This is a genomic window from Acinetobacter sp. ANC 4173 (assembly GCF_004331255.1).
GTDB lineage: Bacteria > Pseudomonadota > Gammaproteobacteria > Pseudomonadales > Moraxellaceae > Acinetobacter.
Map to the genome: position 1 here is coordinate 35849 of NZ_SJOF01000008.1, position 19332 is coordinate 55180.

17 protein-coding genes are annotated in these 19332 nt (G+C 40.9%); 8 read left to right on the forward strand and 9 right to left on the reverse strand.

Translation table 11 applies throughout. From position 1 onward, the window contains the following. Positions 1 to 145: 145 nt before the first annotated feature. The 4 genes from astD to E0H94_RS18910 all read right to left on the reverse strand — a co-directional run bounded on the left by astD (position 146) and on the right by E0H94_RS18910 (position 4098). Complete coding sequence (gene astD, locus E0H94_RS10670; RefSeq protein WP_131326512.1) at positions 146 to 1612, reverse strand: succinylglutamate-semialdehyde dehydrogenase; 1467 nt, start codon at positions 1610 to 1612, stop codon at positions 146 to 148. Then, entirely contained in the window at positions 1609 to 2646 is a 1038-nt protein-coding gene (gene astA, locus E0H94_RS10675; protein ID WP_131326513.1) for an arginine N-succinyltransferase, read from the reverse strand. Before astA ends, astD begins: the two co-directional genes overlap by 4 nt. Continuing rightward, positions 2647 to 3876, reverse strand: coding sequence for an aspartate aminotransferase family protein (locus E0H94_RS10680; RefSeq protein WP_131326514.1), 1230 nt, complete (start codon positions 3874 to 3876; stop codon positions 2647 to 2649). A gap of 90 nt (positions 3877 to 3966) precedes the next feature. Then, on the reverse strand, positions 3967 to 4098 hold the full coding sequence (locus E0H94_RS18910; RefSeq protein WP_264757558.1) for a hypothetical protein: 132 nt from the start codon (positions 4096 to 4098) through the stop codon (positions 3967 to 3969). A 211-nt stretch (positions 4099 to 4309) separates the two neighbouring features. Between E0H94_RS18910 and E0H94_RS10685 the strand changes: the two genes are divergently transcribed. From E0H94_RS10685 to E0H94_RS10695, 3 genes are all read left to right on the forward strand, one after another. After that, entirely contained in the window at positions 4310 to 4732 is a 423-nt protein-coding gene (locus tag E0H94_RS10685) for an Lrp/AsnC family transcriptional regulator (protein ID WP_131326515.1), read from the forward strand. Positions 4733 to 5110: 378 nt separating this feature from the next. Next, on the forward strand, positions 5111 to 5239 hold the full coding sequence (locus E0H94_RS18915) for a hypothetical protein (protein ID WP_264757559.1): 129 nt from the start codon (positions 5111 to 5113) through the stop codon (positions 5237 to 5239). 285 nt (positions 5240 to 5524) lie between these two features. Further along, complete coding sequence (locus E0H94_RS10695) at positions 5525 to 6730, forward strand: MFS transporter (RefSeq protein WP_165495601.1); 1206 nt, start codon at positions 5525 to 5527, stop codon at positions 6728 to 6730. Positions 6731 to 6869: 139 nt separating this feature from the next. On the opposite strand, the gene E0H94_RS10700 is transcribed toward E0H94_RS10695, so the two are convergent. Further along, positions 6870 to 8153 carry an OprD family outer membrane porin gene (locus tag E0H94_RS10700; RefSeq protein ID WP_131326517.1) on the reverse strand — a complete coding sequence of 428 codons (1284 nt, stop codon included), beginning with the start codon at positions 8151 to 8153 and terminating at the stop codon, positions 6870 to 6872. Positions 8154 to 8186: 33 nt separating this feature from the next. Then, positions 8187 to 9533 carry an MFS transporter gene (locus tag E0H94_RS10705; protein WP_131326518.1) on the reverse strand — a complete coding sequence of 449 codons (1347 nt, stop codon included), beginning with the start codon at positions 9531 to 9533 and terminating at the stop codon, positions 8187 to 8189. Between the two features lie 508 nt (positions 9534 to 10041). On the opposite strand from E0H94_RS10705, the gene E0H94_RS10710 reads away from it, so the two are divergent. Together E0H94_RS10710 and E0H94_RS10715 are read left to right on the forward strand one after the other, a co-directional pair. Then, positions 10042 to 11118: an aromatic ring-hydroxylating oxygenase subunit alpha gene (locus E0H94_RS10710; RefSeq protein WP_131326519.1), complete on the forward strand. Its 1077-nt coding sequence runs from the start codon at positions 10042 to 10044 to the stop codon at positions 11116 to 11118. A 10-nt stretch (positions 11119 to 11128) separates the two neighbouring features. Further along, positions 11129 to 12073, forward strand: a complete 945-nt coding sequence (locus E0H94_RS10715) for a PDR/VanB family oxidoreductase (protein WP_131326520.1) — start codon at positions 11129 to 11131, stop codon at positions 12071 to 12073. A gap of 48 nt (positions 12074 to 12121) precedes the next feature. Here the strand turns inward: E0H94_RS10715 and E0H94_RS10720 are convergent, their stop codons facing one another. The 3 genes from E0H94_RS10720 to mhpT all read right to left on the reverse strand — a co-directional run bounded on the left by E0H94_RS10720 (position 12122) and on the right by mhpT (position 14701). Continuing rightward, positions 12122 to 12805: a GntR family transcriptional regulator gene (locus tag E0H94_RS10720; RefSeq protein ID WP_131326521.1), complete on the reverse strand. Its 684-nt coding sequence runs from the start codon at positions 12803 to 12805 to the stop codon at positions 12122 to 12124. Between the two features lie 125 nt (positions 12806 to 12930). After that, complete coding sequence (locus E0H94_RS10725; protein WP_131326522.1) at positions 12931 to 13407, reverse strand: MarR family winged helix-turn-helix transcriptional regulator; 477 nt, start codon at positions 13405 to 13407, stop codon at positions 12931 to 12933. Between the two features lie 67 nt (positions 13408 to 13474). Further along, entirely contained in the window at positions 13475 to 14701 is a 1227-nt protein-coding gene (gene mhpT, locus E0H94_RS10730; protein WP_131326523.1) for a 3-(3-hydroxy-phenyl)propionate transporter MhpT, read from the reverse strand. A gap of 255 nt (positions 14702 to 14956) precedes the next feature. Here mhpT and E0H94_RS10735 point away from each other — a divergent pair, with 255 nt between their 5' ends. From E0H94_RS10735 to E0H94_RS10745, 3 genes are all read left to right on the forward strand, one after another. Continuing rightward, positions 14957 to 15790: a p-hydroxycinnamoyl CoA hydratase/lyase gene (locus E0H94_RS10735; RefSeq protein ID WP_131326524.1), complete on the forward strand. Its 834-nt coding sequence runs from the start codon at positions 14957 to 14959 to the stop codon at positions 15788 to 15790. A 37-nt stretch (positions 15791 to 15827) separates the two neighbouring features. Further along, positions 15828 to 17345 carry an aldehyde dehydrogenase gene (locus E0H94_RS10740; protein WP_227548578.1) on the forward strand — a complete coding sequence of 506 codons (1518 nt, stop codon included), beginning with the start codon at positions 15828 to 15830 and terminating at the stop codon, positions 17343 to 17345. Positions 17346 to 17422: 77 nt separating this feature from the next. Then, complete coding sequence (locus E0H94_RS10745) at positions 17423 to 19309, forward strand: feruloyl-CoA synthase (protein ID WP_171462067.1); 1887 nt, start codon at positions 17423 to 17425, stop codon at positions 19307 to 19309. The last annotated feature ends 23 nt before the right edge of the window (positions 19310 to 19332 follow it).

The following is a 19332-nucleotide window of genomic DNA, read 5'->3' on the forward strand; positions in this document are numbered from 1 at the left end:
AAAATACACATTTAGTTAAAAAATATGCGAGTAAATAGTTGCAATTATCCATTAGTCTAGTGAAATTTATTTTAAGAATTGATGGTTTAAAATAAAAACCATCAATTCAATTATGGATTTTCTGAGTATTTAAAAACTCTGATACTTATAAGCAAAGACCGGGTGAAAGTTTCTCAGGTAAAATAACTTTGTCACTTTCTAATGAAGCCATAGGCCACGCACAATAGTCCGCTGCATAAAAAGCACTTGCACGATGATTTCCAGAAGCCCCTACACCTCCAAATGGCGCAGCACTAGATGCACCTGTTAAGGGTTTATTCCAGTTTACAATTCCTGCACGCGCTTCAATAATTAAGCGATCGAACAAGTCCCGATTTGGCGAAACTAAACCTACAGACAGCCCAAAGCGGGTCTTATTTGCAAGACTTAAGGCTTCATCAAAATCTTTATAACGACAGATGGTGGTTAAAGGCCCGAAATATTCTTCGTCTGGGACTTCAACCTTTGTAACCTCAAGAATTCCAGCCGTAAGTAGTGAGCTTGCAGCGTCAGGACGTGTCATCTCTAGTAGCGCAGTCGCGCCTAAGGCTAATAAGTGTTGTTGTGCTTTCAGCATCAGATCGGCAGCTTGAGATGAAATCACTCCACCCATAAATGGCTGTGGTTGTTGATTCCAGTGACCCACTACTAATTTTTGAGCAGCCTCAACAAAACGTTGTATAAAAGCATCGCCATTGGCACCTTCTTTTACCAAAATTCGGCGAGCACACGTACAGCGTTGCCCTGCTGAAACAAAAGCAGACTGAATCGCCAAATGAACCACGGCGTCTACATCAACAGCTTCATCAATAATGAGTGCATTATTGCCCCCCATTTCTAAAGCAAGAATTTTCTCTGGACTGCCAGCCATTTGCTTGTGCAAGTGATAACCTGTATTGGCACTACCCGTAAAAAGTAAACCATCAATTTGTGCTGAAGCAGCCAATGCTTCACCTGTCTGACGTCCACCTTGTACCAGATTCAAAACACCAGCAGGTAAACCTGCTTGCTGCCAGAGTTTTACCGTTTCTTCAGCAGTCCACGGGGTTAATTCACTGGGCTTAAATACGAGGGTATTTCCTGCAATTAATGCGGGAACAATATGCCCATTGGGCAAATGACCTGGAAAATTGTAAGGTCCAAATACAGCCAATACCCCATGCGGACGATGACGCAATGATGCAACACCATCTGCCATAACAGTTTGGCTCACACCCGTTCTCTCATGGTAAGCGCGTACAGAAATTGCCACTTTAGCAATCATGGACTGAACTTCGGTCAGTGTTTCCCAAAGCGGTTTACTGGTTTCCTGACTAATGACTTCCGCCAGACGAGTTTTATTCTGCTCCAATAATGCTGCAAAACGTTCAATGACCTCGATACGTTGTTCTAATGAGCATTTCGCCCATGCAGGAAAGGCTTGACGTGCAGCAAGTGTGGCTTTTTCGACATCCTCTTGGTTGGCTGCTTGTACAGCCCAGAGGGCTTGATTGTTGACTGGATCTGTTTTAATCCATTCTGCACCATGCCCATTTAGCCACTGCCCTTGTATAAATTGTTTGCCCTGAATCATGCTTTGTGTCCCTTCGGATTTAAGGACAACACACGAACCACATCACCCTGAGTTACTTGGAGTTGTTCAGCCTGTGCTTGCGTTAGCTGTATGGTTTTTTGTTCAGGATCATGCTGAACCAAAAGACCACGGTAGTCTTGGTAATGGTCATTTGAAATTAAGTAGGGTTCCGCTTCATTCAACGTTACTGTTTCAACAATTTCAACTGGAAGAACAGTACTTTCTTTAATTGAACGTAAATTCTCTACATCGGCTTCTAAAGTCGCACCACCATCGAAAATATCGACATAACCTTGGAAACGTAAACCTTCACCCAACAGTAATTTATATGCTGGCAAAGTATTTGGATGGACTTTACCAATCACCTCTTGAGCCGCTGCAGGTAACATATCGACATATAAAGGATAGCGCGGCATCAGTTCTGCAATAAAAGACTTCTGTCCTGTACCACTAAGATAATCTGCTTTCCTAAATTCCATATTGAAGAATTTATGTCCGACTGCATCCCAGAACGGAGAGTTCCCGACTTCATCCGAATATCCGCGCATTTCAGCAACAATGCGTTTCTCAAAAATATTTCTGAATGCTGCAATAAACAAGAAGCGGATTTTTGAAAGAAATTTTCCGTTCATTTCTTTACGATAATCAGGATCGAGGAACAACGTGCATAATTCACTACAGGTCGTATGGTCATTGCTTAAAAACAAAGTTTGATGCGCCTTATACACATTCAGTGTTTTTGAAGAATGCACTTGAGTGCCCACATGGAAATTGTACCAAGGCTCACTTAAGCCCAGAGCAACTTCAATCCCACAGAGTCCAACCACTTTGTTGATGCTGGTATCTTCTAAAACAAAGAAATAACCTTGATCTGCTTTGCTCAGTTTGCCGCGTACGGTATCGCAAGCGCGTTTCAGTTTCGCTGACAAAATTTCCAAGTTGGGCTGTAATGATGTAAGCCCATAGCCTGCTTTTTCGGCAAGTTGATAGATGTCATTGATATCATCTTCTCGGATATAACGAATAATCATCATTTATGCGCACTCCTTCAATTCTTGAGAAAATTTTTCTAGAGCTTGTTCAAAACGGCTTAGCCCTTCATCGATATCTTCAAATGGAATAATCAGTGAAGGTGTAAAACGAACAACATTTGGACCTGCAACTAGCGCCAGTAAGCCTTGCTCAGCTGCCAAATTGACAATAGTTTTGGCTTGACCAGCATGTTCTGCTTTTAGGACACATCCAATGAGTAAACCTTGACCACGAATTTGCTCAAAAACATTGAATTTGGCATTAATCTTATTTAGACCAGTGACAAAATAATCGAATCGTTGCTGAACACCCTCTAAAACTTCTGGTGTATTGATAAATTCAAATACCGCATTTGCCACTGCACAAGCCAATGGGTTACCACCATAAGTTGTGCCATGATCACCCACTGCATACATATTGGCGTATTGATTTGTGGTAATCATCGCGCCGATTGGGAAGCCGCCACCTAAAGCTTTGGCCGTGGTTAGAATGTCAGGAGTAACACCTGTATTCATATAGGCATAGAGTGAGCCAGTACGCCCAACACCTGTTTGGACTTCATCAAAAATCAGGACTGCGCCATGTTCATCGCAGAGTTGGCGCAAGCCTTTTAAAAACTCAAGATCAGCAGGAAGTACGCCGCCTTCACCTTGAATAGGTTCAACAATAACGGCACAAGTATTTTCATTGATCACGGCTTTTGCCTGCTCTAGATCATTAAATGCAGTATGTTGAATACCTTCTGGTAAAGGTGCAAAATCTTGAGAGTATTTCGGTTGACCACCCGCGGTTACAGTGAATAACGTGCGACCGTGAAAGGCATTCTTAAACGCAACAATTTGATTTTTATTTGCATGACCACTGAGCAAACCGACTTTGCGTGCCAGTTTTAAAGCAGCTTCATTGGCTTCTGCACCTGAATTACAGAAAAAAACTTTGTCTGCAAATGTGTTTTCAACGAGCTGCTTTGCTAAACGAAGAACAGGCTCATTGGTATACCCATTGCCAATATGCCAAAGTTGAGTCGCCTGTTCCGTCAAGGCCTGAACTGCAACTGGATGAGCATGACCTAATGCATTTACTGCAATGCCGCCTGCAAAATCAATATATTGCTTGTCATTCTGATCCCAAACCTGAGAACCTTGGCCACGAACTAAGATAAAATTTGCTGGGGCAAAAACTGGAACCATCCAATCATTAAAGTTTTGGCGTGTCACTGCTAAGTTATTCATTCTGTTGTCTCTCCAATATCTTCTAAATTCATTTTTTGGTGTTTCACCAAAATCGCTCAAGCTATTTCCTAATGTTCCTGTGCGATGGACTTAAATTTCGTGTAGCTTTTCGTTATAGAAAACAAAAACTGGCGTGGACTGTTTTAGACCGTATGAAATCAAGGATTGAGGAAAAGAGCCTGCAATCGTCTTACGAGTATGATTTTCTAAGTTTGTAGTCATCTATTTTTTCCTTAACGACTTAAGCTTCCATATGCGCTTAAAAACCCTTAGAGATACATGCGGATCAACAAGATGTTGATTCGATCTCGAGCTGAATCTTCAGCAGGCTTAGCGCATTTTTCTATTATTAAGGATCAAAATGACTTAAAAAATTTGTAGTTTTTTCTAAAATGAATTATTTTTTTCCAAAATGACAATTGCAGGAAGCAAAATGAGTGAAATAGATCAAATAATTCTCGGTTTGCTAAAAGAAAATGCTCGAATATCTGTTACAGATTTGGCAGAAAAAACAGGGGTATCTCGTCCAACCATCAAGAGTAGAATTGACTATATGGAGTCCTCTGGCATCATTACCGGATATACTGTGCGCTACCGTCCAGATGTAGAGAAAAATATTATTCGTGCTTGGATGAGTATCATGGTAGAAGGTACTAAAGCCAGATCAGTCATTAGTGAATTACGTTTAGATTCAGCGGTTGAGCGCTTACATAAAACGAATGGGAAATGGGATATTTTGGTTGAAATTCAAGCGGATTCTTTGGAAAACTTTGATAAAGTCCTAGAAAGAATTCGATGTATTGCTGGTATTTATAATAGCGAAACCAGTATCTTACTCTCAACTTTTAAAACCTAATTTTCATAAAACTTAAATTTAAGTAGTCTCGTGATCAGAATGCTTAACAACCCAAAATATAGATAAGCTTTAATTTTTATTTATTTCTTATGAACTAAAATTTCTCTATTTTCATCAGTTGTTTTTTAAGTATTTTAAACGGAATTTTATCAAGCCAAGTTAAATTATGAAATGGACTCTTGGGATTTGTTTGAAGCCTTAAATCAAGGACAAAAAATTATTGTGGTTGATAGGTGTAGCGAAATAGCCTATCAACATGAACATATTCCGCATTGAAGTATTACACAGCAGACATTGGTGCATTTGAATTAAACTGTTTTATATGTCACTTAGTGTGAGGGTATTGGCTGTAATGCCTCGACCAAAACAGCGCTAAAAATGGCGATTTTAGGCTTTAAGGTTAAAGAACTGATTGGCTGTCTAGACTGGTGGAAACGGGATGGCTACCAAACGATGGGTGAAAATGCTCACACAGGAACCCGTACTGATTGTGGTTGTGCAGGTTAAAACATCTAGAAGACATTGTTCTAATGCTAAAAGTCCAGTTTCCTCTAGTCTTTTCTGATCGGTCTTGGATTTTATCACCTGTATTTCCACGATTAAATCTCGACTGTATCACTCTTTATCATAAGTAGTTTAATGGCAGTGCTTATATGCTTTATGAAGAAAACTAAATTTTAAAATAATAAAATAGCGATAAAATGAATAAAGCATTGAAATTTTTCTTTGCATAAGAATAAATAGTATTGCTCAAAAAACTTTATTTATGCGCTCAAGCTAAGGATAGCGAGTATGGATTTTAAGTCACACGGTAAAACCCATCACATCTTTTCTTCACACGCAATTTTGATTATTACATTTGCCCAGCTTTTTGGCACATCGTTATGGTTTAGTGCAAATAGTGCAGCAGCCAATTTAATTCAAGAGTGGCACATTACTGTTGCGGATATCGGTTGGCTGACCAATGCTGTACAAGCGGGTTTTATTATTGGAACCTTTTTCATTGCCTTTACGGGTTTTGCAGATCGCTTTAAAGCAAGTTCTATTTTTACTGGTGCAGCACTGTTGGGTGCATTTTTCAATTTGTGTTTTGCTTGGTTAGCGCAAGGCTTAATCGATGGCATGATTTATCGTTTTTGCGTGGGGATTTGTTTAGCTGGCATCTACCCCATTGGGATGAAGTTGGTGGTGCAATGGGCGCCTCATCGAGCTGGAGCAGTTTTGGCACTTTTAGTCGCCATGCTCACATTGGGGACGGCATTACCCCATGCCCTGAATGGCTTATCAGCCAATTTAAACTGGCATTATGTGATTACTTTCTCATCCATTTTGGCATTAGTTGCCGCATTGCTTATTTTTATGCTGGGTGATGACCAAACTGCGAAAGCTACTAAAAAAAGCATAGCGAATGGAAATGCCTTTCAGGTCTTTAAGATCAAAAAATTTAAAGCCTCAGCACTTGGATATTTTGGTCATATGTGGGAGTTGTATGCTTTTTGGACGATATTGCCAGTTTTTATTGCTCATTCAGGCGTTTTAAAAGCCCTCGGCTTATCAAATGTGCCATTGACCACATTTTTAATTATGGCATGTGGTGCTGTCGGTTGTCTTTTAGGTGGATATTGGTCAAAAAAGTATGGCAGTGATCGCGTTGCCATGGGGGCTTTATTTCTTTCTGGTCTATGTTGTCTGATTTTTGCATTGGCTTGGCGTTATTTGCCTGCGTGGTCATTGCTGATCATTCTTATTACATGGAGTGCATCTGTCATTGCAGATTCACCACAATTTTCTGCACTCGCCTCTGCTGCGTGTCCTCCAGAGAAATTGGGTGCAGCACTCTCTATTCAGAATTCTATTGGCTTTGCGATAACCATCGTATCCATTGCATCTACGACCTATGCCTTCGATCATATAGGTTTAGATTCTGCTTGGATTCTTTTATTTGGTCCTGTTTTAGGGATCTTGGGTTTTTATAAAACGATATCAAAAACCGAATGAAGTTTTATTCTTGGTAAATTGATTTTTAACTAAAATATTAATTTAAATAAGTTAATTTATAAGTTTAATTGCTGTGTGATAGCTTATTCATATCCAATATCAATAAGCTATCTTTTAAAAAGACTAGGGGGAAATCGTATTAAAATTTAAAACTATAATCCACATTAATACGTGTTTCATTTGCTGAATGGAATGTCATATTGGTTGGCATATCATTTCGATAATGAGAAAAACGCGTTCTAAGTCCCAAGCCTTTTAAACTCCCTTCGGGTATGCGATAACCCAGTTCAAACTCTAAAGACTCTTCTTCAAAACGTTGGCTGCCATATGCTAATAAATCAATATCATCCCCTTTGGCATAGCGTGTCATAAAGCGCAGACCATTGAGTGAAGTTTCTCCTAGACGGACATTTTTAAAATCATAGTCATAACGCAAAGAAATCACTTTTTCATCTTTATTTGAATAATCTGAACTCATAAAATCTAGGGCAACTGGACTTTCAGCACCGGATAAAAATGGTAAACCGGTATTTCCAAAAGACTGCATATAACCAATCGAGAGCGTATGTCCCTGCGTGTTGAGACCAAACAACCCACTTAAGTGACGATTATCCACAGTGCCTATTTTTTCACTTCCCGTATCATTACTGTTAAAAAAGCGAATATCGGTTAAAAAATTGTATTGATCTGAAATAGAATGCTTGCCATAAATACCTACAAATTGTTGTTGGTAAATGTCCTGTAGTTCAGCGTGATACATACGGATGCGATAGGCATCATTGAGTTGATAAGCTCCCCCAAGTGTATAGAAATGATCAGTGGTTGCAGCCCGATCAAAACGATGATTGATGTTATCAATACCCACATCGGTGTAGCGAATAGAATCACGTTGGCGGACTTTATCAACATAAAACCCGTCTAATTGCAGCTTAGGAATTTCTGTAGAAACGAATCTCACACCACGATAAGTCTGCGGGAATAATCTTGCTGGAGAAGAAAAAATTGTCGGAAGTTGCGGAACCAGATCTCCCACAAAAAGTTCATTTTTACTCAATCGAACTTTGCCTGTTACACCAATTTTTGCATAATCATCATCTCTTGAGTTGTCCGAATTGACAGCCAATAAACCAGTCCGTGCATAATCATCTGCTTGACTGCCCAATAAATTAAAACCAGCCATTGCAAGGACATCTACCCCAAATCCTATGGTTCCATCGGTATAACCCGATTGTCCTTTAAAGATCAGACCTTGAGCCCAATCTCGAGCTGCGGTATAAGGATAAGGATCATTTTTATAATCCCGATCAAAATAGAAGTTTCGTAATGTGATTTCGGCCTGACTGTCTGCAATGAACTGTGCATGTGCCATGTTGGCAAAAAATGGGCACAAGCAGATCCCCATCCATAAAGATGTCTTTTTCATTTTTATCTCAGCTTTTGATTTTAAAACAGATATTTAGATGGATGTATTGAGTGAATAATTTTGAGTTTTTTGATGTCGATACACCGCTTTACCCAAAATTAAAATCAGGAAAATTGCCAAGATAAATACAACGCCGTAGTACGCATAAAGATGCTGTGGTGTCATACCCTGATCTAAAAATAGACCTGCGATGGTTGGGGATAAAATGGCACCAATACGTCCAAATCCAATTGCATAACCCACGCCTCGGCTTCTAATATCCGCTTCATAAATGGTCGGTGAAATTGAATAGAGTCCTGCAACACAGCCGTTAATGAGTGTACCCAGTAATAAACCGACCAGCAGTGCAATACTCACTTGTGATGAAACTGCAACAAATAGGAAAATACAGAGTGCTGTTAAGCCTAAAAATAAGCTGAGCGCGTAGAAAATTTTAATCCGTGAAGCTAAAAGTCCAATAATTGCTGCACCAAAAATACCCCCAATACTGATTAGAATGCCTGTACTGACACCTTGATCTCGCGACATGCCCATCGCAATTAAAATTTTAGGTGTCCAACTCATCACAAAGTAAAAACCAAACATGACCAAGAAAAACGAGAACCATAAACACAAGGTTTGGAATCCTAGATGTCCACGAAACAGTTTCGCAACATCGTTGCCCTTTTGTTGTTCCGCTTGTACAGACTCTGGCAGCACGTGTAAATGTTTCAACTGCATACGTTGCAGAATCATATTGGTATTTTCCAACGCGCGTACAGGTTTTTTTGCCAACAAATAATCAAGCGATTCAGGTAATAACCACACAGCAAAAGCGAACATGATCAGCGTTGTGATACCACCCGCTAAAAAGACTGAACGCCAGCCCAAATGTTCAATGAGAACAAAGGTAAGCACGCCTCCTAAAGTTGCGCCAATACCATATCCTGTAGACATCAAACTTACCGCTAGGCTTCTCCAACGCGCATTTGCATATTCACTTGCCAGTACGTTACTACTTGCCAAGATCCCGCCAACGCCAACACCAGTGATGAAGCGTAGTGCAGCCAACATGCTATGACTTTGCACAAGCGCACATGCAGACATGCTCAACCCTGCAATAATCAAACAAATTAAAATTAAGAAACGGCGACCAATTTTATCTGCTAACGGTGCCAAGAAAATGGAACCTGCGGCCATGCCAAATAGACCCGCGCTGAGGAGTATCCCGATTTGTGCACCAGACAAAGCCCATTCCGCAGATACTGACGGTGCTGTGAACGCCATCACCATGACATCAAAACCATCAATGACATTCAGAAATAGACAAATCAGAATCACGAACCATTGGTAACGGCTCATTTGAGTATGGTTAATTTCGTCTAAAACATTTCTTTGCATTGTGTAACTCCCAATTAGGAACGGAAATACACACGACCATGTGGGAACACAACATTGGGTGATTATGCATATCCATATCCATAATTGCCTAGAAGGGATAATTAAGAACGAAAGTGATCCGATATACATCGAGATCATTTTTATGAAGCATCCTGCTCTTTTTCTATACTGTATAATTGGATCCAAAAAATCAACAAATTTATTCGCATTTTTACTATCTTCTTAAAAAGCTATATAAATCATAATAATACTTATATGTGTTAGTTGAAAAAAAGCGATTAGCATTTTAAAATTATCTAAATGATTTTTTGTGGATCCATTTATGAGTTGCTCGAAAAGTGATCTTTTGCAATAAAATGGATCCATAGATTGAATCTTATAGAAAATACAAAATCTGTTGAAGTTAATGGTTTTAGTGTTGATTATCATTAAAAACACCCAGATCGCATTTGACAAAATGATAAAATAAACATAAATTGGATCCAATAATTGACACGGAGTCATCATAATGTTCATAAAAAATGCTTGGTATGTCGCATGCCGCCCTGAGGAACTGCAAGATAAGCCATTAGGTCGTACGATTTGCGGTGAAAAAATTGTTTTCTATCGTGGCAAAGCAAATAAAGTTGCTGCTGTTGAAGACTTCTGTCCGCATCGTGGTGCACCACTTTCACTTGGCTATGTTGAAGATGGCAATTTGGTTTGTGGCTATCACGGACTGGTCATGGGCTGTGAAGGAAAAACTGTAGCAATGCCAGCACAACGTGTGAACGGTTTCCCATGCAATAAAGCCTATGCTGTGGTTGAAAAAATGGGCTTTGTTTGGGTCTGGCTGGGTGAGAAAAATCTTGCAGATGAATCCAAACTTCCTGAACTAGAATGGGCCGATCATCCTGAGTGGAGTTATGGCGGAGGCTTATTCCACATTCATTGTGACTATCGCCTAATGATTGATAACCTCATGGACTTAACCCATGAAACCTATGTGCACTCTAGCAGCATTGGTCAAAAAGAGATTGATGAATCACTGCCAATCACCAAAGTAGATGGTGATCATGTCATTACCGAACGTTATATGGACAATGTGATTGCCCCTCCTTTTTGGCAAATGGCCCTTCGGGGGAATCATCTCGCAGATGATGTACCTGTAGATCGCTGGCAGCGTTGTCATTTCTTTGCCCCAAGTAATGTACATATTGAAGTGGGTGTTGCACATGCAGGTCATGGCGGTTATGACGCACCTAAGGACAAGAAAGTGTCTTCGATCGTGGTAGATTTTATTACGCCTGAAACAGAGACTTCACATTGGTATTTCTGGGGCATGGCACGTAACTTCCAGCCTGAAAATGCTGAATTGACGGATCAAATTCGTGAAGGGCAAGGCAAAATTTTTACGGAGGATTTGGAAATGTTAGAGCAACAACAACAAAACATTCTCAATAATCCGCAGCGCAAATTACTGATGTTGAACATTGATGCTGGCGGAGTTCAATCACGCAAAATTATTGAGCGCTTACTGAATGAAGAAAGACAGGCTGCGGTAAAACCTGAAGTGGCTAAATTTCCAAATATTCATGTGATTTAAGGATAAAAACATGAACGTGATTATCAATAAGATTCATCAGCTTACGCCTTCTATTCGTGCCTTTGAACTTATTTCCACATCAGGTTCGGCTCTGCCGCCGTTTGAGGCAGGGTCGCATATTGATGTCCATCTTAAAAATGGACTCACTCGACAATATTCTCTCTCGAACTGTTCGAGTGAAAACAACCGTTATGTGATTGGCGTACTACACGATGAAAATTCACGGGGTGGTTCACGCTGCATACATCATGACTATCAAGAAGGTGATGTCTTAAGTATTGGACAGCCACGTAATTTATTTGCATTGCATGACAATACGAAAAAAGCCGTATTGTTTGCAGGTGGAATTGGAATTAACCCTATTCTTTCAATGGCTTACCGTTTAAAAGCGCAAGGGATTCCATTTGAGCTACATTATTTTGTACGTAGCTACGAAATGCTCGCTTTTTATGGCAATTTAACCCAACACTTTACAGATCAAGTTCATTTTCACATTCAAAACCAAGCTGATACCGAATGTGATATGGCAAAAGTATTGCAACAGCCCGATTCAGGCAAACACCTATATGTCTGTGGGCCTACGGGCTTTATGCAATTTGTGATGCAGTCGGCTGAAACAGCAGGTTGGCAGCCTGAACAACTGCATCAAGAGCATTTTGTGGCACAGCAAAGCAAGCAGGAAAACGATGAAGCATTTACTGTGGAAATTGCTGGCACGGGACAGCGAATTGAAATTCACCCAGAACAGACCGTAACTCATGCCTTGATAGCGCATGGTTTTGATGTGCCTGTATCCTGCGAACAAGGTATCTGCGGTACTTGTATTACCCGTGTTGTTTCAGGCATTCCAGATCATCGGGATGTATTTATGACGGATGAAGAACGTGCCTTGAATAATCAGTTCACGCCTTGCTGCTCTCGCGCTAAATCCAAACATTTGGTGATTGAGCTATAGGAACACTCGTTTTACTCCTGCTCAAACTGATTGGGCGGGAGTTTTTCATTACACCTCGCTCAATATATTTTTTACGGTTTCACCGAGTAAAGCGACACTGCTATGTTCTCGCATTAAGGTTTCGGCACGGCCCGACTGGCGCTGAAGTAAAGCTTCATAAATAGAGCAATGCTGCAAATGCGCGTAGTGTAAGCGACGGTATTCAGATAAGGCACGTGATTCGTCATAAGTAATGGCTTGAACAGAAGCCATAGGCAATTGATTGTTTTTTGCCAAGGCTTGAATAAGTGCAATATTTTGTGCACCTTGAATAATCGTGTCATGGAAAATCACGTTAAATTCATGATAACGCTCTAATTCTTCATCCCCAAATTCAGTATGCTCTGCAAAAAGTTGTTCTATTTGTTCTATACAGTTTTTGAGAGTTTGCTGCTGTATTTCCGATAAACCTTGTTCGGCTAAAGTTTTGGCAGCTAACCCTTCCAGCACGCCGCGAACTTCCAAAGCATCATTGACCAATTCATTTGAAATTTCACGTACCGTATAACCACGTGTGGGGTTTTTAATTAATAACCCTTCTTGTTCTAAAAGCCGAAAAGCTATACGCACAGGCTGACGGGATACCCCAAGCAATTCTGCTGTTGGAATTTCTGCAATTCGACTACCGCCTTCAAGCTCACCCGCGATAATCATTTTTCTTAATTTAATTAATACTTGTTGCCCTGAAGACATCCTAGCCACACTTGTTCAAATATTTCAAAGTCATGCTAACAAGTTCAATCCTCAAGTGACAATACATTTTGAACGGAGAAAAGGTCTACATGATAGGTGTTGGTATATTAAAGCTTAATCCTGACTTAGTCTGAAGGTGCTTCAACTTGAGATTGTTTTAAGTTATTGACCATAATGTCTAAATTATTGCGAATTAAATAAGCCAAATTCATATCAACTCCTTGCAACATTTTAGTTTCCAACGCTTCAACCACCGCATTACACTCGGCTAATTTAGCCAAACCACTTTCTGTCACCGTAAGCAAAATGCGACGACCATGGGTTGGATCTGGGGTTTTCTCAATCCATTGCTGTTGCAATAAATCCTGCAAAATTTTATTGGCTGATTGTGGCTTAATAAATGAACGTTCTGCGAGTTTGGCATTCGATAAATTATTTTTAGAGGCCAAAACAGATAACGCCGTGAACTGAGGCAAAGTGATGTCTAAATCTTTTAAATGTTCTGTTAAATATTTACTAATTACCCGATCTATACGTGCAATGGTATAGCTTAAACGTGGGCCATCTTCTGTTTTTTTATCAACGGTATTTGAACGCATCATAATTTTTCATCATAAAAGCTAAAACTAAAAAAGAAGTATGAGAGTGAACTCTCATACTTCCTTGTATTTAACGAGCTGTCGTACTTTGTATTAACTGTACAGGCTGTTTAGGCTTTCTGACAAGCATCAAGGCAGAAATTGCTGCGATCAGAATCACTGGAATACTTGAACCAATCACGATTGTGGCACTTTGCCCCAAAGACAGTAAAAAACCAGCAAGGAGTGGGCCTGCAAAAGAGCCAATACGACCGACGGCAACTGCTGCCCCTACGCCTGTGCCTCGCATTTCGGCTGGATAATAAATGGCAGCAAGTCCATATAATGCAGACTGTCCACCCACAATAAATAACCCACAACCCACCGCAGAGAGTGCCAGCACCGCCACAGTTGGAGAAAAAGACAGACAACACAAGGATACCAAAATGCCGAGATAAATAAATTTAATCACAAAACTCATGCGCATTTTGTCTAACATCATGCCCATTAGGATTGAGCCGAAAGCCCCGCCAATGTTATAGCCCATTTGCACATAATTGGCTTGTGGTTTGGTTAAACCTTGAGCACCCATCAATAGAGGCAGCCAATTCAGCAAGAAATACAGCACCACCAATGTACAGAAGAAACTGATCCAAATTTGAATGGTCGACATTCTTCGTTCTTTGGCAAATAGCACTTCCAAAAAAGGCGTTGCCGATTGGGTTTTACGGTCTAGATAATCAGTTGATTCAGGTAAGAATTTCATCAATAGTGGAATTAATAGAATTGGGGCAATTCCTCCCACATAGAAGATATGACGCCACTCTGCATCGCCAGACAAAAGCATTGCAACTACAGAAGTGAGTAAGCCACCGCAGGGAATACCACTGTACATAATACTCACCGCTGTGCCTTTACGGTCAGATGATACCGCCTCGGATGCCAAGGTAATCATCATCGGTAAAGCACCGCCCATACCTAGTCCAGTCAAGAAACGGATGACTAACAGGAGTTCATAATTTGTAGCAAAGGCAGTCACTAATGACATCGCCCCAAAAATTAAGATACTGAAAATTAATACTTTTTTACGACCGATATAATCAGCAAGCCGCCCACCGATAATTGCACCTGGTAAAGTTCCGATAATGGCTGCACTAAAGGCCCAAGCCATCTGGGCATTGTCCAACATAAATTCTGCACGCATACGCGGGGCGGCAACCCCCATAGATTGAAGATCGAAACCTTCAAAAATTGCGATTGCAAAACATAACAGCAATGTGAGTTTGGCCCTTCCTGAGGGATGATGCACTTTATCCATAACTAAATCCTTCTTTTGGTATTTCCATAACATCTTGTTGTTTTGTGCTGTTCATCGAACACTCGTAGAATATCAGTTAGACTGATTTAAAAATCAATACAAAAATTAATTTATTTTTTATAAAAATTATTTTAATTATATTTTTCAATGATATGAAAAATTTATGAAAAATAATTCAAAAAACACTTGAATGTAAGTTTAACTGATATTAATTTAAGTAAAGAACAACCAGACTGTCATTCAAGGAGCAAGCACATGACATATGAAAACCGTTGGGAAACTGTTGATGTAAAAATTGAAAATGGTATTGCATGGGTTATTTTAAACCGCCCAGAAAAGAAAAATGCCATGAGTCCAACATTAAACCGTGAAATGATTGATGTTCTCGAAACATTAGAACTTGATCAAGACGCTCGCGTGTTGGTATTAACAGGATCTGGGGACTCTTGGACAGCAGGCATGGATTTGAAAGAATATTTCCGTGAAGTAGATAGTCAACCAGAAATTGTACAAGAACGTATTCGTCGTGATTCTTGTCGCTGGCAGTGGCAATTATTACGTATGTATTCAAAACCAACCATCGCCATGGTCAATGGATGGTGTTTCGGTGGTGGCTTCTCTCCTTTGGTGGCGTGTGATCTTGCTATTGCAGCAGATGAAGCAACCTTTGGTTTGTCTGAAATTAACTGGGGAATTCCACCGGGCAACTTGGTTAGTAAGGCAATGGCAGATACCGTTGGACACCGTACCTCGCTGTATTACATTATGACGGGCAAGACTTTTAGCGGAAAAGAAGCGGAAAATATGGGCTTGGTCAATAAAAGCGTACCGTTAGCTCAACTTAAAGCAGAAGTCACTGAACTTGCCAATATTTTGCAAGAGAAAAACCCTGTGGTATTGCGTACTGCTAAAAATGGTTTTAAACGTTGTCGTGAACTCACTTGGGATCAAAATGAAGATTATTTATATGCCAAGTTAGATCAATGTAACCATCGCGATACTGAAGGCGGACGCCAAGAAGGTCTGAAACAATTCCTAGATGAAAAATCAATTAAGCCGGGTTTACAAAGCTACAAGCGTACGGGCTAATTTCTGGTTTTTAAATGGTTAAGTAAGGATACAACCCATGCACAATGTACAGTTAAAACAAGATGAAACTGTGGACACATCAAGCTTTGAATCCGCGCCAAACGTCCATACGGTGCAATTGCTGATTCACGGGCAGTCTGTCGATGCATCGAATCAAGCGACGTTTGCACGAATTAGTCCAGTTGATGGTCAAGTCGCTAGTATTGCAGCGGCGGCAACTTTAGCAGATGTCGATTTAGCGATAGCATCGGCAGCAAAGGCTTTTCCTGTTTGGTCGAAACTTTCCCCCACTGAACGCCGCTTACGCTTACTCAAAGCTGCGGACTTGATGGATGCAAGAACGGATCAATTTATTCAAATTGGGATGCGTGAAACAGGTTCAACTGCGACATGGTATGGGTTCAATGTCCATCTTGCTGCCAACATGTTGCGTGAAGCAGCAGCCATGACCACACAAATGGATGGCAGTCTTATTCCATCCGATGTGCCAGGAAATATGGCGATGGGAATTCGTGTTCCGTGTGGCGTTGTAGTCGGTATAGCGCCATGGAATGCTCCTGTGATTTTACCGACCCGTGCTTTGGCGATGCCACTGGCCTGCGGTAATACTGTGGTACTCAAAGCGTCCGAAGCTTGCCCTGCAACCCAGCGTTTAATTGGGCAAGTGTTGCATGAAGCAGGACTTGGCGATGGTGTGGTAAATGTCATCACCCATGCAGCTGAAGATGCACCGCAAATTGTGGAGCGCTTGATCTCGCACCCTGCGGTCAAACGAATTAATTTTACTGGCTCTACCAAAGTCGGGAAAATTATTGCAGAAACCGCAGCCAAATACTTAAAACCTGTTCTACTCGAACTTGGTGGAAAAGCGCCTGTGGTCGTATTGAATGAAGCTGATGTCGATGAAGCTGTCAATGCGGTTGCATTTGGTGCGTTCTTCAACCAAGGGCAAATCTGTATGTCTACCGAACGCGTACTCGTTCAAGATGGGATTGCGGATCAATTTATTGAAAAACTGATTGAAAAGACCCGCACCATTCATGCAGGCAATCCAACCTTTAAAGGACATGCGCTTGGTGTATTGGAAAGCCAACGCGCAGCAAATCGCATTCGACATTTACTAGAAGATGCGCAAAGCCAAGGTGCAAATTTACCGCTCGGCATTCATATACAAGACACTGTTATGCAACCAACTTTGGTTTTGAATATTCAACCCGAGATGCTGCTGTATCGTGAAGAATCTTTTGGCCCTGTTTGCACGGTTCAACGTTTTAATAGTGTTGAAGAAGGCATTGCCCTTGCCAACGACAGTGAGTTTGGTTTATCTGCTGCTGTGTTTAGTCAAAATATTGCACAAGCACTGGATGTTGCGAAACAAATTGACTCAGGTATTTGCCATATTAATGGGGCAACGGTACACGATGAAGCACAAATGCCTTTTGGTGGAACCAAAGCCAGTGGATATGGACGCTTTGGCAGTAAAGCATCGATTGCCGAATTTACAGAATTGCGTTGGATCACCATACAAACACAGCCGCGTCATTATCCAATTTAACAATTGGATTTGACCTTAATATTCAATAAAAATGCATGAAGCAAAAATATAAAGCGCAGTGATGCGCTTTCCATGGAGTGAAACCAATGCAAATGAATGCCACTCAATCACAAGATCGCGAACGCTTCGTAAAACTGGGGAGCCATGATGTCGATTATGTCTATCGAGATCAGGTCTTGTATCTTCATCCTAAAGAACAACTTCAAAATTACCCACAAAAACTGACTGATCGTCTGATTCATTTTGCACAAACCAAGCCAGAACATATTTTTGCGGCAAAACGAAATACTCAAGGTGAGTGGGTCAAACTCAGTTATGCCGACACCTTGCAACGTGCTTGGCATATTGCCCAAGCCTTACATAATCGCGATTTGAGCGAACAACGCCCTTTGCTTATTTTATCGGGCAATGATCTTGAGCATTTAACGCTGTCGATGGCTGCGATGTTGGCTGGTGTTCCATTTTCTGCCATATCCCCTGCTTATTCACTGATTTCACAAGATTTTGGTAAACTTAAACATGTTTTCGATGTGCTCACTCCGGGCATGGTCTACGCCAGTGACGGTCAAGCTTTTGCTAAAGCCATTCAGAGTTGTGCTCAAGCAGAGGTTGAAATAGTTACGAATAAAGGGATTCTGGGTGAACATGGTTGTACTTCATTTCAATCGCTTTTAGATACGCCTGTCACCAATGTACAAGAGTATTATCAAAGTTTAGACGAACATCAAATTGCCAAGTTTTTATTTACCTCGGGTTCGACCAAACTGCCGAAAGCGGTACCAACCACGCATTTGATGTTAAGCGTCAACCAGCAAATGTTATTACAAACCTTCCCAGAGTTTGAAGAAACACCGCCTGTATTATTGGATTGGTTGTCTTGGCATCATACCTTTGGCGGTAGCCACAATGTCGGGATTGCCTTATATAACGGCGGAAGCATCTATATTGATGATGGTAAACCAGTTGCAGGCAAGTTCGATGAGACGATTCGAAACTTAAAAGAAATTTCACCTACAGTTTATTTAAACGTACCCAAAGGTTGGGAAGAACTCACCGATGCATTGGAACAAGATGCTGAACTGCGTGACCGTTTCTTTGAAAAAGTGAAAATTTTATTCTTTGCAGGTGCTGCGTTATCTGAAGCGGGTTGGAACCGACTAGACCGAATTGCACAGCAACATTGTGGCGAAAAAATCCGTATTATGAGTGGGCTTGGCATGACGGAAACAGCTCCTTCTTGTGCGTTTACCACAGGACCACGCGTCATGGCAGGCTTTATTGGCTACCCAGCACCGGGCTGCGAAATCAAGTTGGTTCCTTATGGCGACAAACTTGAATTTTGTGTCCGTGGCAAACACGTCATGAAAGGTTATTGGCGCTTAAATGAAGATCAGCAAAGTACAGTCTTTGATGAAGAAGGCTTTTTCCATACTGGAGATGCGGTTCGCTTGGTCGATGTCAATGATCCAACTCAGGGCTTAATGTACGATGGCCGTATTGCAGAAGACTTTAAACTCAATACAGGCACGTTTGTAAATGTCGGAACCCTTCGCAATAAGGTTTTAATTCAAGGCAATCGACTGATTCAGGATGTCTGTATTACCGGTTCAAATCTAAATGCAATTGGCTTTTTGATTTTCCCTAAATTAGATGCCTGTGCTGAATACGCGGAACTTTCACTAGCAGAAAACTCAGCAGATCAGATCTTGAAACACCCTAAAGTACAGCACTGGTTCCGCCAATTTCTGATGACCTTCAATAAAGATGCAACGGGGAGTTCAAATCGCGCCTCGATGCTGTATCTGATGACTGAACCACCGCAGCTCGATGCAGGTGAAGTTACGGATAAAGGCAATCTCAATCAAGGCAATATTATTAAACGCCGTGCCGAAAAAATTGAAGAGCTGTATCAAAAACAAACTGAGAATTCACTGATTATTCGAATTCCAACTTTAAACAACTAAGTCACTGAAATAACAGTAAAAAA

Excerpts from the sequence above, each read along its gene's own strand:
- mhpT (WP_131326523.1), bottom strand. The coding sequence starts at position 14,701 with ATGGATAAAGTGCATCATCCCTCAGGAAGGGCCAAACTCACATTGCTG.
- E0H94_RS10680 (WP_131326514.1), bottom strand. The coding sequence starts at position 3,876 with ATGAATAACTTAGCAGTGACACGCCAAAACTTTAATGATTGGATGGTT.
- E0H94_RS10710 (WP_131326519.1), top strand. The coding sequence starts at position 10,042 with ATGTTCATAAAAAATGCTTGGTATGTCGCATGCCGCCCTGAGGAACTG.
- E0H94_RS10715 (WP_131326520.1), top strand. The coding sequence starts at position 11,129 with ATGAACGTGATTATCAATAAGATTCATCAGCTTACGCCTTCTATTCGT.
- astA (WP_131326513.1), bottom strand. The coding sequence starts at position 2,646 with ATGATGATTATTCGTTATATCCGAGAAGATGATATCAATGACATCTAT.
- E0H94_RS18910 (WP_264757558.1), bottom strand. The coding sequence starts at position 4,098 with ATGACTACAAACTTAGAAAATCATACTCGTAAGACGATTGCAGGCTCT.
- E0H94_RS10705 (WP_131326518.1), bottom strand. The coding sequence starts at position 9,533 with ATGCAAAGAAATGTTTTAGACGAAATTAACCATACTCAAATGAGCCGT.
- E0H94_RS10700 (WP_131326517.1), bottom strand. The coding sequence starts at position 8,153 with ATGAAAAAGACATCTTTATGGATGGGGATCTGCTTGTGCCCATTTTTT.
- E0H94_RS10740 (WP_227548578.1), top strand. The coding sequence starts at position 15,828 with ATGCACAATGTACAGTTAAAACAAGATGAAACTGTGGACACATCAAGC.
- E0H94_RS18915 (WP_264757559.1), top strand. The coding sequence starts at position 5,111 with ATGGCGATTTTAGGCTTTAAGGTTAAAGAACTGATTGGCTGTCTAGAC.
- E0H94_RS10720 (WP_131326521.1), bottom strand. The coding sequence starts at position 12,805 with ATGTCTTCAGGGCAACAAGTATTAATTAAATTAAGAAAAATGATTATC.
- E0H94_RS10695 (WP_165495601.1), top strand. The coding sequence starts at position 5,525 with ATGGATTTTAAGTCACACGGTAAAACCCATCACATCTTTTCTTCACAC.
- E0H94_RS10735 (WP_131326524.1), top strand. The coding sequence starts at position 14,957 with ATGACATATGAAAACCGTTGGGAAACTGTTGATGTAAAAATTGAAAAT.
- astD (WP_131326512.1), bottom strand. The coding sequence starts at position 1,612 with ATGATTCAGGGCAAACAATTTATACAAGGGCAGTGGCTAAATGGGCAT.
- E0H94_RS10685 (WP_131326515.1), top strand. The coding sequence starts at position 4,310 with ATGAGTGAAATAGATCAAATAATTCTCGGTTTGCTAAAAGAAAATGCT.
- E0H94_RS10725 (WP_131326522.1), bottom strand. The coding sequence starts at position 13,407 with ATGATGCGTTCAAATACCGTTGATAAAAAAACAGAAGATGGCCCACGT.